Here is a 16,476-nt window from a genome sequence, read left to right on the forward strand (position 1 = left end):
CTAAACCGCGCTCTTACGCCGCGCCAAACACCCGCGCAAAAATCGTGTCGACGTGCTTCAGATGATAGCCGAGGTCGAACTTGTCCTCTAGCTCTGCATCCGACAGCGTCACTTCGGGATCGGCCTTGAGCAACTCCAGCAGCGACAGCGCGCCGTCTGAATCCCACACCTTCATCGCGTTGCGCTGGACGAGGCGATACGCGTCCTCGCGGCTCACGCCTGCCTGCGTCAGCGCGAGCAGCACGCGCTGCGAATGGACGAGTCCACCCATCTTATTGAGGTTCTTCAGCATCCGCTCGGGATACACGACCAGCTTGTCCATCACCCCGGTCAGCCGCGCGAGCGCGAAGTCGAGCGTGATCGTCGCGTCCGGCCCGATATAGCGCTCGACCGACGAGTGCGAGATGTCGCGCTCATGCCACAGCGCGACATTCTCCATCGCAGGCGTGACATAGCCGCGAACCATGCGGGCGAGGCCCGTGAGGTTCTCGGTCAGCACCGGGTTGCGCTTGTGCGGCATCGCCGAAGACCCCTTCTGGCCGGGCGAGAAGAATTCTTCCGCCTCGAGCACTTCGGTGCGCTGCAGATGCCGGACCTCGGTCGCGAGCCGCTCGATCGAACTGGCGATAACGCCGAGCGTCGCGAAGAACATCGCATGGCGATCGCGCGGGATGACCTGCGTCGAGACCGGTTCGACCGACAGGCCGAGCTTGCCGGCAACATACTCTTCGACGAACGGATCGATGTTCGCGAACGTGCCCACGGCACCCGAGATCGCGCAGGTCGCGACGTCGTCGCGCGCTGCGATCAGCCGCGCGCGGTTGCGCGCGAATTCGGCATGCGCCTGCGCGAGCTTCAGCCCGAACGTCACCGGCTCCGCGTGGATGCCGTGGCTGCGGCCGATCGTCGGCGTCATCTTGTGCTCGCGCGCGCGGCGTTCGAGCACCACCAGCAGCGCATCGAGATCGGCGATCAGGATATCGCTCGCCTTGGCCAGCTGCACCGCGAGGCAGGTGTCGAGCACGTCCGACGAGGTCATGCCCTGGTGCATGAAGCGCGCCTCGGGGCCGACATGCTCGGCGACGTTGGTCAGGAAGGCGATGACGTCATGCTTGGTCTCGCGCTCGATCTCGTCGATCCGGTCGACCTCGAACGCACCCTTTGCCCAGATCGCGGCCGCGGCCTCTTTCGGCACGACGCCCAGCTCGGCGAGCGCGTCGGTGGCGTGTGCCTCGATCTCGAACCAGATCTTGAAGCGCGCTTCGGGCGTCCAGATCGCGACCATGTCGGGGCGGGAATAGCGGGGGACCATGGGTTTCCTCGGGGCTGATGACGGGCGTGATGGCAATGCTGCGGTGGCGGTCTCCGTTCGGAGGTCTCGCCGATGCAGGCGGAAAACGCGGTAGCAGGACGCAGGAAAAGGTTCAAATACCCCTCACCGCGTATAAAAGTCTCGATCCGGCGCGTATAGAGATGGTGAGCGGTTCGCACCGCCGAGTATATCTCAGGCTTGGTTGCAGAGCGGCTTAGTGGATCTGTAGAACAGCATCGGAGAGACGTAATGTTGAAATATGCTATGTTGGCAGGCGCGGCTCTGATTGCTGCCCCCGTATTGGCGCAGAGCGCCACACCATCCTCGCAAGCTTCTGCGGCCGGTGGCGGTGTTGCCGCGCAGACGTCGCAGTCTGGAGCGATGACGACTCCGCAGTCCAGCGCGCCGACCGACCCGGTGCCGATGCAGTCCGCCGCGCGCGAACAGCCGGCAACGGGCAGCCAGGTCGCGCAGGTCGTCGACAGCGAGTTCCCGACCTATGACAAGAATGGCGACGGCAAGCTCAGCGCGGCCGAATTCGGCGGCTGGATGGTCGCGCTGAAGACCAAGACGGACCCGGCTACCAAGCCCGACGCGCCCGAGACGAAAAAGTGGGTGTCCGCGGCGTTCGCCCAGGCGGATGCCGACAAGAACAAGTCGCTGACAAAGGCTGAAGTCACGGGTTTTCTGACGCAAGGCTGACCGTAGCGGCACCTTGGATTATGGTGGCGGATCGACGATCGTCGGTCCGCCACCACCTGGGCGCCGTATGTCAGAGGGCCTGCGCGCCGCGCGTTCCTTCTCGACCCGCGCCTCGCCAAGCATCTGACCCTGCGCCTCGACCGCTGCCTGTAGCAGGCGCTCGGACGTCTCGACCGCCGCGTCCGGTGTCAGCGAAACGGCCACCCCGTCCGGGCCGTCGACGAGAACCTGCCCGTTTTCCGCGATCACCGTCGAGGGCTCGTCGTGAATCTTGTTGTCCATTGTACACGTCCTTCGCGGCGACAACGATGGAGCACGTAAAACGGCCCGGCCGCCGTCAGATCAAGCCTTGCGCACGCAGGCTGACATGGCCGCCAGTGCCCATCACGATATGGTCGTGGACCGTGATGCCGAGCCGCTTGCCCGCTTCGGCGATCGTGCGCGTGATCTCGATATCGGCGCGGCTCGGGGAGGGGTCGCCGCTCGGGTGATTGTGGACGAGGATGATCGACGCCGAGCCGAGATCGATCGCGCGGCGGATGACCTCGCGGACATAGACCGCGGCCTGGTCGATCGACCCCTTGCTCATCACCTCATCGCGGATCAGCATGTTCTTGGTGTTGAGGTGGAGCACGCGGAACCGCTCGATCGCATGGTGCGCCATGTCCGCGCGGAGATAGTCGAGCAGCGCCTGCCAGTTGGCGAGCACCGGGCGATCGCTGACTTGCGATTGCAGCAGGCGGATCGCGGCAGCGTGCGTGATCTTGATCGCCGCGGTCGAGATCTCGCCCATCCCCTTCACGCGGCCAAGTGCCTCGGCATCTGCGGTGAGCACCCCGCCGATCCCGCCGAACTAGCGCATCAGCGCCTTGGCGAGCGCCTTGGTGTCGCCGCGGGGAATCGCGATCGCGAGCAGATATTCGATGAGTTCATGGTCGAGCAACGCCTCGCCGCCGCCTTCGAACAGGCGTTTGCGCAAGCGTCCGCGATGACCCTTCAGATCATTCCCCAGGGCAGCGGCGTCGTCGTCCGGTTCGGCCATATCGCGATGCTAGCACATCGCTGCGCAATTGCATGACGCCCCTGCACCCGCCTATGCAGGGCTTCGACTGTAGCGGAGTGCGTGGGTGAGCGAGACGAGCGAGACAGGGGGCAACCCTCGCCGTCCTGCGACTGCCCGCCGCGTCGCGCTCGTGATCGCGCTGCTTCTTCTCGCCGGGCTGTTCGTCTTGTGGCTGGTGCGCAAGCCGATCGCCGAAGGGTTCATCGACCGCGAGCTTGCCAGGGCCGGCGTGCCGGCGCGCTACGCCATCGCCGACCTTGCGCTGGGCGGCCAGCGGTTGACCAATGTCGTGATCGGCGATCCGGCGCATCCCGATCTCGTCGCCGACTGGGTCGAGACCCGCACCGGCGTCGGCTTGTCGGGGCCCTATCTTGAGGGTGTGCGTGCGGGAAAGGTCCGGCTGCGCGGTCGGCTGGTTGACGGGAAAGTCTCGCTCGGCGCGATCGACAAATTGCTGCCGACGTCGTCGGGCAAGCCGTTTGCGCTGCCCGCGCTCGATGTTTCGGTCGCCGATGGTCGGATGCGGCTCGAGACTCCGCAGGGGATCGTCGGGCTGAAGCTGGCCGGATCGGGTAAGCTCGACGACGGGTTCCGCGGCACGCTCGCGGCGATCAGCGAGCGGCTCGATATCGGCGGGTGCGCGATCGACCGGCTGGCGGCGACCGTCAAGCTGCGGATCGACTCGGCCAAACCGACCGTCACGGGGCCGGTGCGCGTGTCGCGGCTCGCCTGCGGCAAGACGCGAGTCGACCGGCTGGTGGCAGACCTCGACGTCGGCCTCTCCGCTGCGCTCGACCACTGGCAGGGCAAGGCGACGCTCAAGACGGGCGCGGCACGGACGCCGGGCGGCACCTGGGCGGGCGCGAGCGGCACGATCGCCTTCACCGGAAGCGCGGCGGCGACCGCAGGGAAAGTGGACATTGCCGCGGATACCGTGCGCACCCTCGAAGGTGGCGTGCGACGCGTTTCGGTCGCAGGCGCCTACCGAATCGGCAAGCAGTTCGCATTCGACGGGCGCGTCCAGGCGAGCGGTGCCGCCGTGGCGCAAAAACGACTCGCTGGACTGACGGGGATCGGCGGCGCGGCCGCGGGGACGCCCGTTGCACCCTTGGCGGCCGCAGCGGCGCAGGCGATACAGAAGGCAAGTCGCGGGTTTGCGGCGGATGCCGACGTGCGCGTGCAGATCGAGGGCGGACGCGGCAAGGCTTTGCTGTCCCGTCTCGCGCTCGCGTCTGCCAGCGGTGCGCGCATGGCGCTCGGCGGCGGGAGCGGGGTCGCGCTGAGCTGGCCGAATGGCGGGGTCCGGCTCGACACGACCCTCGCGATGCGCGGCGGCGGCTTGCCCGAGGCGCGTGTGTCGCTCGCGCAGGCGAAACCCGGTGCGGCGATCCGCGGCGTGGCCACCATCGCGCCTTATGCGGCGGGGGCCGCGCGTCTGGCGCTGACCCCCGTCACCTTCAGCGCGACTCCGGGCGGCGCGACGTCGATCGCGACTCGCGTGACGCTTTCGGGACCGATCGGCGGCGGCGGGGCCGCCAACCGGGTCGACGGCCTGGCAATGCCGGTCGCCGCGCTGTGGGACGGTCGCGGGCGACTGGTCGTCAACACCGGTTGCACGCCGCTGGCGGTGCAGCGGTTCGCGCTATCCGGACTGGTGCTTGACCCGTCGCGACTGACCTTGTGCTCGGTCTACGGCGCGCTGGTGCAGGTGAAGGGCACGCTGATCGGCGGCGGTGCCCGGATCGCGGCGGCAAGCCTGACCGGACGGCTCGGCAGCACCCCGATCACGCTCGCGACCGCCGGAGCAACCGTGCGGCTCGCCGATCGCGGGTTTGCGATCGAGCGCGTGCAGACGCGGATCGGCGCGCCCGAGCGAGTCACGCGACTCGACTTCGGCACCGTCACCGGCCGCATGACCGCGCGAGGGCTGGCGGGCGCGTTCACCGGCGGCGGCGGGCAGATCGCCAACGTGCCGCTGCTACTCGGCGACGCGGCGGGCGATTGGACGCTGGTCGGCGGTGCGCTCAACCTCACCGGCGCGATGGGGGTGTCCGATGCCGCGCCGACCCCGCGGTTCAAGCCGCTCGCCGCGCGCACCGTGACGCTCGCGCTGGTCAATGGCAGCATCACCGCCGCGGGCACGCTGGTCGAGCCGACCACGAACACCAAGATCGCCGACGTCACGCTCACCCACGCGCTCGGGGCAGGGGCGGGCAAGGCCGACCTCACCGTCCCCGGAATCGCGTTCGCCAAGGACAGGCTGCAACCCGACGCGCTCACCCCGCTGACCTTCGGCGTGATCGCCGACGTCAACGGATCGGTTAGCGGCGAGGGGCATATCGCCTGGACGCCCGATGGCGTGACCAGCACCGGCGTGTTCCGCACCGCCGGCACCGACCTCGCCGCCGCGTTCGGCCCGGTCACCGGCATCGCGACCGAGATCCGCTTCACCGATCTGCTCAATCTGCAGAGCGCGCCGGGGCAGGTGGCAACGATCCGCACGCTCAATCCCGGTATCCCCGTCACCGACGGCACAATCCGGTACCAGACGCTGCCCGGCGCGCGCGTGCAGGTCGAGGGCGGCGCGTGGCCGTTTGCGGGCGGATCGTTGACGCTCGACCCGACGCTGCTCGATTTCTCCGCGGCGTCCGAGCGGCGGATGACGTTCCACGTCGCCAACATGGCCGCCGACCAGTTCCTCCAGCAGTTCGATTTCAAGAATCTCGATGCGACCGGGATCTTCGACGGCGTGCTGCCGATGATCTTCGACGAGACCGGCGGCCGAATCGAGGGCGGCGACCTGCGCGTGCGGCCGGGCGGCGGGACGCTCGCCTATGTCGGCGATCTGAGCCAGAAGGATCTCGGCATCTGGGCGAACATCGCGTTCCAGGCGCTCAAGTCGCTGCGCTATCAGTCGCTGCGAGTCGGGATGAACGGGCCGCTGGCGGGCGAGATGGTCACTGATGTGCGGTTTGCCGGGATCAGCCAGGGCGAGGGTGCGAAGTCGAATTTCATCGTCCGCCGCCTGCAAAAGCTGCCATTCGTGTTCAATATCCGCATCAAGGCGCCGTTCCGCGGGCTGCTCGATTCCGCGCAGAGCTTCTACGATCCGAAGCGGCTGATTCAGCGCAACCTGCCTGCGCTGCTCCAGCAGCAAGCCGCGCCGCCGCCTCCGAAACTCCCCACCATTCAGGCCCCGGAAAGCAGTATTGTGCCATGACCGAAACAGGATTGAAGAAGCTGGAGCAAAGGCCGATCTTGCGGATGATGACGAGGACGATCGCGATTATCGGGCTGACCGCCGCCCTGCCGGGCTGCATCAACGTGTCGGCACCCGACAAGCCGATCGAGATCAACCTCAACATCAACGTGACGCAGGAAGTGGTCTATCGTCTCGATGGCGAGGCGAAGTCGCTGATCCAGCAGAATCCAGGGATATTCTAAGATGAAGACCAAGGTCATGATGATGGTTGCCGCAGCGGTGGCTCTCGGCGGCCTTTCGGTGGCGGCCTCGGCGCAGCGCGACCCGGCCTATGCCGCGGCGCGCGCGGGCGGCGAAGTCGGCGAGCAGCCCGACGGCTATCTCGGCCTCGTCGGCGCGGCGAGCGGCGATCTGCGCGCGCTGGTCAACAACATCAATATCCAGCGCAAGTCGGCGTACACGCAAAAGGCGCAGGCGAGCGGCGCGACGGTCGAGCAGCTGGCGTTCACCAGCGGCTGCAACCTGATCCTGCAGACCAATGCGGGCGAGAAGTACAAGACGCCCGGTGGTGTCTGGAAGACCCGCACGGCGGCCGCACCGGAGCGTGATTCGCGCTGCGTATAAACGCGCTACGCTCCGACAAGCCGTCATCCTGGGCTCGACCCAGGATCCGGAGCCAGTCACGGTTCGCTGGTGGCTCTGGATCCCGACTTTCGTCAGGATGACGGCGGGGTGTATGGTGTCGAACGGCTACCAAGCGTTCGCGACCGACGACCACATTGATGACGCGCCTGTCACACCGGTTGACTTGCACCCCCCCCTTTTCTAAACGGACCGCGCCTTGGCGGGATCGCTCGTCGCTGCTTGCTTCCTCCCCGATGCGAATTCAGGTGGAGGAACGTGCGTGGCGGAGATCGAACCCGGACAGGACCCCCAGGGTGTTGACGATCCGCGACTTTCCGCGCTCGATGAGCGATTGAGAGAGGTCAAGGCTCGGGAGACGCTCGCTAAGGGGCAGAAGGGGGCGGACGCCGAGCGGGGATACTCGCAAGGCAATCGCGTCATTTCCGCCCTGATCGGGAGTCTCGTCGGCAGTGCGCTGATCGGCTGGTTGATAGACCGCTGGTTCGGTACTGGCCCTTGGGGACTGATCGTGTTGCTGTTCCTCGGGATAGCGGTCGCGTTCAGGCAGATCATTCGAATTTCAGGCGAACGCCCGGAGTAACCGGGCGTTTGTCGTATCAAGACGGCAGGGATTCCACGTGGCGGCAGAACAGGGCGGCAAGATCGATCCGATGCACCAGTTCCTGATCGAGCCGGCGTTCGGCTCGCACTGGATCGTAGGTGGTTACGACCTGTCCTTCACCAATTCCGCATTGTGGATGGTGGTGACGCTGGTCGCATTGTGGGCGTTCATGATCGGCGGGATGAAGCGCGAGCTCGTCCCCGGCCGGTGGCAGATGGCGGTCGAAGGCTTTACCGGCTTCATTTCGGGCATGCTCGAGCAGAATGTCGGCCCGGGCGGCAAGCGCTTCGTGCCCTATGTCTTCTCGCTGTTCATGTTCATCCTGTTCGCCAACATCATCGGCCTGCTGCCGTTCGGCATCGTTCCCGGCGTCCACCCGTTCACGGTGACCAGCCACATGACGGTGACCGGCGTGCTCGCGCTGATCAGCTTTGCGATCGTGCTCATCGTCGGCTTCGGCAAGCACGGGTTCCACTTCTTCTCGCTGTTCGTGCCGAGTGGCACGCCCGCGCTGATGATCCCGCTGATCTTCGTCGTCGAGCTGATGTCGTTCCTGGTGCGTCCTTTCTCGCTCGGTCTGCGACTGTTCGTTGCGATGACCGCGGGCCATATCCTGCTCAAGGTGCTGGCCGCGTTCGTGATCAACGGCCTCAACCTCGGCGGGATGTATATCGGTCTGGTGACCGCGCCAAGCATGCTGCTGATGATCGGCATCACGCTGCTCGAGCTGCTGGTCGCCGCGATCCAGGCCTATGTGTTCGCGTTGCTGACGTCGGTCTATCTGAACGACGCCGTCAACCTTCACTAAGTTTTTCCATCACCTAACTGTTTTTCAAAGGGAATTTATCATGGACGCACAAGCAGCAAAGATGATCGGTGCCGGCCTCGCAGCGATCGGCATGGGCCTCGCCGCACTCGGCGTGGGCAACGTGTTCGCTCAGTTCCTCGCCGGCGCTCTCCGCAACCCGGGCGCAGCCGACAGCCAGCAGGGCCGTCTGTTCATCGGTTTCGCAGCAGCCGAGCTTCTCGGCCTGCTCGCCTTCGTCACCATGATCATCCTGGTGTTCGTCGCCTAACCACTCGGTGATTTGGCCGGGCAACCGCGCCCGGCCGGATTAACGCAGGACAGACCAATGCCCCAGATTGCCCAGATAGCCGCTACCTACGCCTCGCAGATCTTCTGGCTGCTGCTCACCTTCGGGATCCTGTATTTCGGGATCGGCAAGGGAATGGTGCCCAAGATCGTGTCCAACGTGGACTCGCGCGAAGGCCGAATCGCCGGTGATCTGGCGGCGGCTGTCGCTGCCCGTGCGCAGGCCGATACGGTCCAGGCGAACTGGCAGGCCGAAATGGACGCAGCGCGCGCGGCAGCCCATGCCGAAACCGCCGCGGCGGCAAAGCGTGCGGCGACGGCGTTCGAGCAGCAGGTGCATGCCGCCGACGCAGAGCTAGCCGAGCGTCTGGGTCATCACGATCTCGCGGTCGCGAACGCGAAGGCCGAGGCACTCTCGAACCTTCAGGGCGTCGCCGCCGAAGCAGCACAGCAATTGGCCGCCAAGGTCGCCGGACTCCAGGTAAGCCTGGATGCGGCGAGCGACGCGGTACGCAGGACGACGGCGCATGGCTAATCCCGACGCAGCAGCCAAGGTGATCCACGAGGAGGGCATGGCGCCCGAAGGTGCGATCGACAAACAGGGCATCCAGGGTCACACGACAGCACCCGGCGGCGTCGAGCACGTCGCCGATCCCACCGCGCTCGGCCTGAGCTCCACCGGCTGGGTTGCGGTGGCGATGATCGTCGTCATCCTGCTGATGATCTGGAAGAAGGTTCCGGGGATGATCGGCAAGATGCTCGATGCGCGCATCGCCGGTATCCGTACGCAGCTCGACGAGGCTCAGGCGCTCCGTGCCGAAGCCGAGGCGATCCGCACCGAATATGAAGCAAAGGCCAAGACCGCGCATGCGGAGGCCGAGGCCATGAAGGCCCATGCGCATCACGAGGCCGCCGCGATCATCGCGAAGGCCAAGGCTGGCGCGGAAGACCTGATGACCCGCCGTGCGAAGATGGCCGAGGATAAGATTGCTGCTGCCGAGCGCGCTGCGATTGCCGAAGTCCGCGCGCGCGCAGCCGATGCCGCCGCCAAGGCTGCTGGTATCCTGATTGCCGAACATCACGACGCCGCCGCCGACCGCCTGATGGTCGACCGCTCGATCTCGGGCCTGGCGCGCTTGAACTAAGTCTTCTCCTCTCCCCTCGGGGGAGAGGAAGGGGCACGCTGCGCAGCAGCGGGACGGTGAGGGCACGTGTCCCTCCCACGCAAACATGTTTGACGGCCGTCTCTTCCCGGGTTTCCGGCGGCCGAGTCTCCAATCTGAGCCCGTTGGAGAAGAATCATGTCCTGGCTCATCCTCGCGGTCGCCGTCGTCACTGAAATCTGTTGGGCGCTCAGCCTGAAATGGGCAGCCACCATCGCCACGTGGCAGGCATCGAGCGTCCCGATCATCCTCAGCTTCGTCAACATGGGCCTGCTTGCGCTGGCGATGCGCGGCCTGCCTGCGGGCACGGCCTATGCCATCTGGACGGGGGCCGGCGCGATCGGCGTCATCATCGGCGGCGTCCTGCTCTTCGGTGACAAGGTCAGCGGTATCCAGGCCTGCTTCATGGCGCTTACCGTCGTCGGGATCGTCGGCACGAAGGTCTTCGCGCAGGCCTGACCCGGCGGCGCGGCGCTCTCTAATAGTTTGATCGTGCCTAGCGCCCTCCGCGTCTGCGGGGGGCGCTTAGTGCTGTGCGGCGTGCGCGAGGCGCCCCTACGGGGCTGATAGGCCTGCTCTGCAGCCCCCCTGGCGGACGAATGCCTGGAAGAGTTCCTGCGCCTAATGGCGGCGGCCTGTCTGCACCGTCACATTGCTACGCTCGCACGTCCCTGCAGGGTGCTTCCAGCCGCCGCACCGGCTCACGACAATCCCGTCAAACCAGTTGTGATTTGAAACTAGGGTTTGCTGTCTGTCACTCTGTGGCGGTTTTGAGACACAATGTTCAAAAATCAGTTTCCGTTTGCGGAAATTGCTAGACGTCAACAGCAGAAGGCCTCTACCTAACGTCCAAACCATAAGTTCGAAAAGTTCGAACACTCAGGAGAGAACGCCGATGCGCATGATCGCATATCTGTTGTCCGCAGCAGCAACCACGACGCTCGTCACGCCGGTCTTTGCACAGCAGGCGACGTCGACCGTCGAGGCGCAGACCACGCCGTCGCAGGGGACGGCGAATGCATCGGTAGACGGCCAGACCAACGCAGCGACGGACGCCGACACGACGCGCGCAGCCAGTGCTGCCAGCGCAGTCAGCGAGACCGGCAACTCGAGCGACATCGTCATTACCGCGACCCGCCGTTCGGAGCGCCTGTCGAACGTACCCATCGCGGTATCCGCGGTCGGCCAGGCCGCGCTGCAGAATTCGGGCGGCAGCGACATTCGCTCGCTCAACCAGCTCGCGCCGTCGCTGCTGATCTCGTCGACGGGCAATGAATCGAACGCGTCGGCGCGTATTCGCGGTATCGGTACGGTTGGCGACAATCCCGGCCTCGAAAGCTCGGTCGCGGTGTTCATCGACGGTGTCTATCGCAGCCGTACCGGCGTCGGCCTCAACGAACTCGGCGAAATCGACCGGGTCGAGGTTCTGCGCGGTCCGCAGGGAACGCTGTTCGGTCGCAACGCGTCGGCCGGTCTCATCAACATCATCACGCGCTCGCCCGAGTTCGATTGGCACGGCAATGCCGAGGCGACCTATGGCAATTATGACCAGAAGCGCATCGCAGCCGGCATCACCGGGCCGCTGATCGCCGAGAAGCTCGCCTTCCGCGTCGACGGTGTCTATGTGAAGCGCGACGGTTTCTATAAGAACGTCACTGCCGCCAACGGCACCGAAAGCCGCATCAACGATCGCGATCGCTATTTCGTTCGCGGCCAGCTGCTGTTCAATCCGACTTCCCAGCTGAGCTTCCGCGTGATCGGCGATTATTCGCATCGCAAGGAAAGTTGCTGCGGCGCGGTCTATTACAGCCAGGTCGAGACGACCGATCCCACGGCGAATGCCGCGGGCGTCGCGCCGTTCTTCGGCACCGTCAACACCGATGGCGCGGTCACGAACAATGCGAGCAACCGCATCGTCGATATCCTGCGTCGTCAGGGTGCGGTGTTCCCGCTCGCGGGCAGCAAGGCTGATCCGTTCAGCCGCCAGGTCGCGGTGACGCCGGGCCAGACCTATCGCAACACGACCAAGGATTATGGCGGCTCGGTGCAGGCCGACTGGGATCTGGGCGGCGCGACCTTCACCTCGATCACCGCATACCGCGAGTATAAGTCGGGTAATGCGAGCGACATCGACTACACCAATATCGATCTGACTAACCGTGCCGACGACGGCAACGCCTATCGCCAGTTCCATACCTTCACGCAGGAAGCGCGGCTGCAGGGCTCGCTGTTCAACGACAAGCTCGATTGGCTCGTCGGTGGCTTCTATTCGAAGGAGACTCTGAAGCTCGTCGACAACGCGAAGTTCGGTTCGCAGTATGGCCAGTTCGCCGCGTGCCGCCTCGTCGCGACGGTCAGCCCGGTTGCCGCGCTGCAGAACCAGAACAACCCGGGTTGCATGAGCGCGCTGGGGCGGGCGACGATCAACGGGGCGTTCGGCGCGGCTGGTGGGCTGATCACTTCGGCGCTCGATCGCCTGACGGGTGGTCCGGGGCTTGGCGGCGGCGTGAACAACGTTGGCGATTCGGGCTCGATCTATCGGCAGAAGAGCGAGAACTACGCGTTCTTCACGCACAACATCCTCCACCTGACCGACAAATTGTCGCTGACGGGCGGTCTTCGCTACACGCACGAAACGAAGAAATTCAACGCCAATTTCAACAACAACAACAGCGTTTGCCCGATCCAGCAGGCGGCGCTTGCGCCACTGACCCGGACGCAGAGCGGCGCGACGGCGTTCGCACAGGGCATCGTCACGCTGACCTGCACGGGCAATTCGAGCACGGCGCTGAACGGGTTGAACCTCAACGACAGCTTTGGTGACGGCGAATTCACCGGCACCGCGGTCCTGTCGTGGAAGCCGTTCACGAAGCTGCTGACCTATGCCTCCTATGCCAAGGGTTACAAGGCGGGCGGCTACAATCTCGACCGGTCCGATCTGGGCGGGGTCAACGGCGTGCTCTCGGCGCGCAGCAACGCCGATGCATCCGGCCTGCGGTTCAACGCCGAGAAGGTGAACAATTACGAGATCGGGGCGAAGTTCAACACGCGTCAGTTTACCTTGAACGTCGCTGCGTTCCGCCAGGAATTCACCGACTTCCAGCTCAACACGTTCAACGGCTCGATCTTCGTCGTGCAGAACGTCCAAGGCTGCAAGGACAACCTCAACGGTCTCGACAGCGACAACGGCTTCAACCCCGTCACCGGTGCGCAGACCGGCACGTGCACCCCGAACCGGGCGAAGAAGGCAGGCGTGATCTCGCAGGGTGTCGAGCTCGAAGCGACGATGTCGCCGATCAAGCAGGTCACCTTCACCGCGGGCTACACCTATGCCGACACGTTTGCCCGCAAGAACCTGGTCGGCAGCTCGACCACCGGCGAGGCGCTCGACCGCGCGCTCTTCCTGCTCCCGGGAAGCCAGTTGTCGAACGCGCCGAAGAACGTCGTGACCACGTCGTTCGCCTGGACGCCGGACATCGGTAAGAACGGCCTGTCGGGCTTGTTCTACGTCGATAGCCGCCTGTCGTCGGACTATAACACCGGGTCGGATCTGGCGCCGGAGAAGAAGCAGGATGGCTTCGCGGTGGTCAACGCCCGCGTCGGTCTGCGCGGCAAGGACCAGATCTGGGCACTCGAGTTCTGGGCACAGAATGTGTTCAACAAGAACTACATCCAGGTCGCGTTCAACACGCCGTTCCAGGGTGCAGGGTCGTCGGCCAACGTCGCAGCCTATGGCGGCACCGGCAACGCGCTCTACTCGGCGTTCCTCGCCGAGCCGCGCACCTACGGCCTGACGCTCCGCTCGCGCTTCTGATCGCGTAGCACTACGTGAAAAGCCGGCTCGCAGGTCTCTGCGGGCCGGCTTTTTCGTGTCTTACGCCCCGCCATTCCCGTGGGCGCGGGGATGACGGAGGATGCGCCGCGATCGCTACGCCGCGAGGTCGATATCCTCGCCCGCTGCCGCCGCGAGCAATCGCCGCTCCAGCGTCTTCAACCGCGCAGGCTGGGTGATCCGGTCGCCCGTCAGGTCGGTGATGTAGAACGTATCGACCGCGCGCTCGCCATAGGTGGCGACATGCGCGGAATGGATCGTCACCTTCGACTGGAACAGCGCATTGGCAAGCTGGTTCAGCAGCGCGGGCCGATCGCGGGCGTTGACCTCGACCACGGTGAACCGGTTCGACGCCTTGTTGTCGACGAGCGCGTTGGGGACTATGTCGAACGCCTCCGCGCGCGTGCGGGGCAGGGGTTTGGCGACCAGCCGGTCGGCAAGCTTGCCGCGGTTGGCCAGCGCATCCTCGATCGCGGTCTTCAGCCGCGACAACTGGCCGGATTCGTCGAATGGCCGCCCGAACGGATCCTGGACGAGGAAGTTGTCGACCGCCATGCCGTCGCGCGTCGTGTGGATGCGCGCGTCGATGATGTTGCCCCCCGCGACGTGGATCGCACCCGCGATGCGGTAGAACAGCCCGGGATGATCCGCCGCGTAGATCGTCACCAGCGTCGCGCCGCGCCCCGGATAGACATGCGCGTCGATCGCGAGCTGCGCATCGAAGGTGGTCGCGAGGAAGCGCGCATTGTGCGCGAGCACGTCCTCGGGCTCGGCGATCCAATAGGCTTCGGGCAGGCGGTGGACGAGCGTGGCAAACGACTCCGCGTCCCAGCCGAGCGCGTCGCGCAGATGATCCTGCTTGGCAGCGATCCGTTCGGCGCGCCCCTTCTGCTTGTGGCCCAGCCGGAGGACCTCTTCGGCGGCTTCGTACAGATCGCCGAGCAGCTGGCGTTTCCAGCCGTTCCACACACCCGGACCGACCGCACGGATATCGACGATCGTCAGCGTGAGGAGCAGCCGCAAGCGCTCCGGGCTCTGCACCACGTCGCAGAAATCGAGGATCGTCTTGAAGTCGCTGAGGTCGCGCTTGAACGCGGTCGCCGACATCAGCAGGTGCCAGCGGACCAGCCAGGCGACCGTCTCGGTTTCCGCCGGCGTCAGCCCGAAGCGCGGGCACAGCCGCCGTGCGACCTCCGCCCCGAGGATCGAATGATCGCCGCCACGCCCCTTGGCGATGTCGTGCAGCAGCACCGCGACGTACAGCGCGCGGCGCGACACGATCTGTTCGAAGATCGCGCTGGCGAGCGGATGATCCTCCTTTAGTACGCCATTCTCGATCCGCGCGAGCAGGCCGATCGCGCGGATGGTGTGCTCGTCGACGGTGTAGTGATGGTACATGTCGAACTGCATCTGCGCGACGACGCGCGCGAAATCGGGCACGAACCGGCCGAACACCCCCGCCTCGTTCATCCAGCGCAGCACGAGCTCGGGATCGCGCGGGGACGTCAGCACGTCGAGGAACAGCGCGTTGGCGGTCGGACTGGTGCGGACGTCGTCGACCAGCTTTGCATCGCGCGCGGCGGCGCGCATCGCGAGTGGATGGATCTCGACGCCGTGCTTGTCGGCAAGCTGGAAGATCTCGATCAGGCGTTCGGGATCGGCCTGGAAAAAGTCGTCGCTCGGCAGCGCGAGCCGGCCGCGATCGAGCACGAACCCGTTGAGCTTGCGCGGGGAGCGGCGGATCGTCGGCAGGCCGAAGCGCCGCCCGCGCGCGGCGAACTTCTCGTCGAGATGCGCGAGGAAGACGCCGCTGAGCGTGCCGACGGTCTTGGCCTGCAGGAAGTAGAACTGCATAAACCGTTCGACCTTCGATTTGCCGGGGCGATCGGAGAACCGCATCCGGTCGGCGATCTCGCGTTGCAGGTCGAAGGTAAGGCGATCCTCGGCGCGGCCGGTGATGCTGTGCAGATGACAGCGCACCGCCTGGAAGAAGTTGTCGGCGCGGTGGAACAGGCGATATTCGGCCTTGGTGAACAACCCGACCTCGACCAGTTCGGCCGCACGCTGGACGTCGTAGATATATTTGCCGATCCAGAACAGCGCATGGAGATCGCGCAGGCCGCCCTTGCCCTCCTTGACGTTGGGCTCGACGACGTAGCGCGTGTCGCCCATCTTGCGGTGGCGCGCATCGCGTTCGGCGAGCTTGTCGGCGATGAAAGTGCGCGCAGTGTCGGCCTGGACCTCGGTCTTGAACCGGTGCGAGGCCTGTTCGTACAGTTCGGTGTCGCCGCAGACGAACCGCGCCTCGAGCAGCGCGGTGCGCACGGTGACGTCGGCCTTGGCCTGGCGTACCATCTCGTCGAGCGAGCGGCTGGACTGGCCGAGCTTCAGGCCGAGATCCCACAGCGCGTACAGCATCGATTCGATCACGCGCTCGGCCCAGGGCGTCTGCTTGCCGGGCGTCAGGAAGCCGATATCGACGTCCGAATGCGGCGCCATCTCGGCCCGCCCATAGCCGCCGACAGCGATCAGCGTGAGCCGTTCCCCGGCGGTGGGATTGGGGAGCGGGTAAAGCCGATGCGTGGTGAAATCGAACAGGATGCGCAGCAGCTGGTCGATCAGATAGGCCTGCGCGCTGGACGCTTCGAGCCCGCGCGACGGATGTTCGACGAGGCGGCGCTCGACCTCGATCCGGCCCTTCTCGAGCGCGGCCTTGAGCAGGGTGGTCGCGTCGCGGCGGAGCGCGGTGGGATCGACGCCCTCCAGCGCTGCGATGGTTTCGGCGACGGCGCGGCGATCGATGATCGTGCGACGGTTGGGGAGGTGATCGAAGCGGCCAGACATTGCGCCCAGATAGGGCGCG

General features: G+C 65.7%; 14 protein-coding genes and 1 pseudogene. 11 read left to right on the forward strand and 4 right to left on the reverse strand.

Translation table 11 applies throughout. The features are described 5' to 3' along the window. Positions 1-13 precede the first annotated feature (13 nt). Positions 14-1,312 (reverse strand): adenylosuccinate lyase, encoded by a 1,299-nt coding sequence (purB, locus tag EV283_RS14910; RefSeq protein WP_130326637.1) that lies wholly within the window; start codon positions 1,310-1,312, stop codon positions 14-16. Positions 1,313-1,693: 381 nt separating this feature from the next. Between purB and EV283_RS14915 the strand changes: the two genes are divergently transcribed. After that, positions 1,694-2,014 carry an EF-hand domain-containing protein gene (locus EV283_RS14915; RefSeq protein ID WP_242615991.1) on the forward strand — a complete coding sequence of 107 codons (321 nt, stop codon included), beginning with the start codon at positions 1,694-1,696 and terminating at the stop codon, positions 2,012-2,014. A gap of 18 nt (positions 2,015-2,032) precedes the next feature. On the opposite strand, the gene EV283_RS14920 is transcribed toward EV283_RS14915, so the two are convergent. After that, positions 2,033-2,296, reverse strand: coding sequence for a hypothetical protein (locus EV283_RS14920; RefSeq protein WP_130326641.1), 264 nt, complete (start codon positions 2,294-2,296; stop codon positions 2,033-2,035). Positions 2,297-2,351: 55 nt separating this feature from the next. Then, positions 2,352-3,056: pseudogene (gene radC / locus EV283_RS14925) on the reverse strand (DNA repair protein RadC). Positions 3,057-3,141: 85 nt separating this feature from the next. On the opposite strand from radC, the gene EV283_RS14930 reads away from it, so the two are divergent. From EV283_RS14930 to EV283_RS14975, 10 genes are all read left to right on the forward strand, one after another. After that, positions 3,142-6,297, forward strand: coding sequence for a YdbH domain-containing protein (locus tag EV283_RS14930; RefSeq protein ID WP_130326643.1), 3,156 nt, complete (start codon positions 3,142-3,144; stop codon positions 6,295-6,297). 44 nt (positions 6,298-6,341) lie between these two features. Beyond that, entirely contained in the window at positions 6,342-6,521 is a 180-nt protein-coding gene (locus EV283_RS14935) for a YnbE family lipoprotein (RefSeq protein WP_082445295.1), read from the forward strand. 1 nt (position 6,522) lies between these two features. Further along, positions 6,523-6,903 carry a YdbL family protein gene (locus tag EV283_RS14940; protein WP_056416692.1) on the forward strand — a complete coding sequence of 127 codons (381 nt, stop codon included), beginning with the start codon at positions 6,523-6,525 and terminating at the stop codon, positions 6,901-6,903. 280 nt (positions 6,904-7,183) lie between these two features. After that, positions 7,184-7,504 carry an AtpZ/AtpI family protein gene (locus EV283_RS14945; RefSeq protein WP_055873233.1) on the forward strand — a complete coding sequence of 107 codons (321 nt, stop codon included), beginning with the start codon at positions 7,184-7,186 and terminating at the stop codon, positions 7,502-7,504. A 70-nt stretch (positions 7,505-7,574) separates the two neighbouring features. After that, a complete protein-coding gene (locus tag EV283_RS14950) occupies positions 7,575-8,333 on the forward strand; it encodes a F0F1 ATP synthase subunit A (RefSeq protein ID WP_056417298.1) in 759 nt (252 codons plus the stop codon). Between the two features lie 40 nt (positions 8,334-8,373). Further along, on the forward strand, positions 8,374-8,601 hold the full coding sequence (locus EV283_RS14955) for a F0F1 ATP synthase subunit C (protein WP_055873230.1): 228 nt from the start codon (positions 8,374-8,376) through the stop codon (positions 8,599-8,601). Positions 8,602-8,658: 57 nt separating this feature from the next. Then, positions 8,659-9,153, forward strand: coding sequence for an ATPase (locus EV283_RS14960; RefSeq protein WP_107957899.1), 495 nt, complete (start codon positions 8,659-8,661; stop codon positions 9,151-9,153). Continuing rightward, positions 9,146-9,763, forward strand: coding sequence for a hypothetical protein (locus tag EV283_RS14965; RefSeq protein ID WP_130326645.1), 618 nt, complete (start codon positions 9,146-9,148; stop codon positions 9,761-9,763). Before EV283_RS14960 ends, EV283_RS14965 begins: the two co-directional genes overlap by 8 nt. A gap of 156 nt (positions 9,764-9,919) precedes the next feature. Then, on the forward strand, positions 9,920-10,240 hold the full coding sequence (locus EV283_RS14970) for an SMR family transporter (RefSeq protein WP_056416700.1): 321 nt from the start codon (positions 9,920-9,922) through the stop codon (positions 10,238-10,240). Positions 10,241-10,676: 436 nt separating this feature from the next. Continuing rightward, on the forward strand, positions 10,677-13,595 hold the full coding sequence (locus EV283_RS14975; RefSeq protein ID WP_130326647.1) for a TonB-dependent receptor: 2,919 nt from the start codon (positions 10,677-10,679) through the stop codon (positions 13,593-13,595). Positions 13,596-13,709: 114 nt separating this feature from the next. Here the strand turns inward: EV283_RS14975 and EV283_RS14980 are convergent, their stop codons facing one another. Beyond that, entirely contained in the window at positions 13,710-16,457 is a 2,748-nt protein-coding gene (locus EV283_RS14980; RefSeq protein ID WP_130326649.1) for a [protein-PII] uridylyltransferase, read from the reverse strand. Positions 16,458-16,476 lie beyond the last annotated feature (19 nt).

The sequence above is a fragment of the Sphingomonas sp. BK036 genome (assembly GCF_004216825.1).
Taxonomy (GTDB): Bacteria; Pseudomonadota; Alphaproteobacteria; order Sphingomonadales; family Sphingomonadaceae; genus Sphingomonas.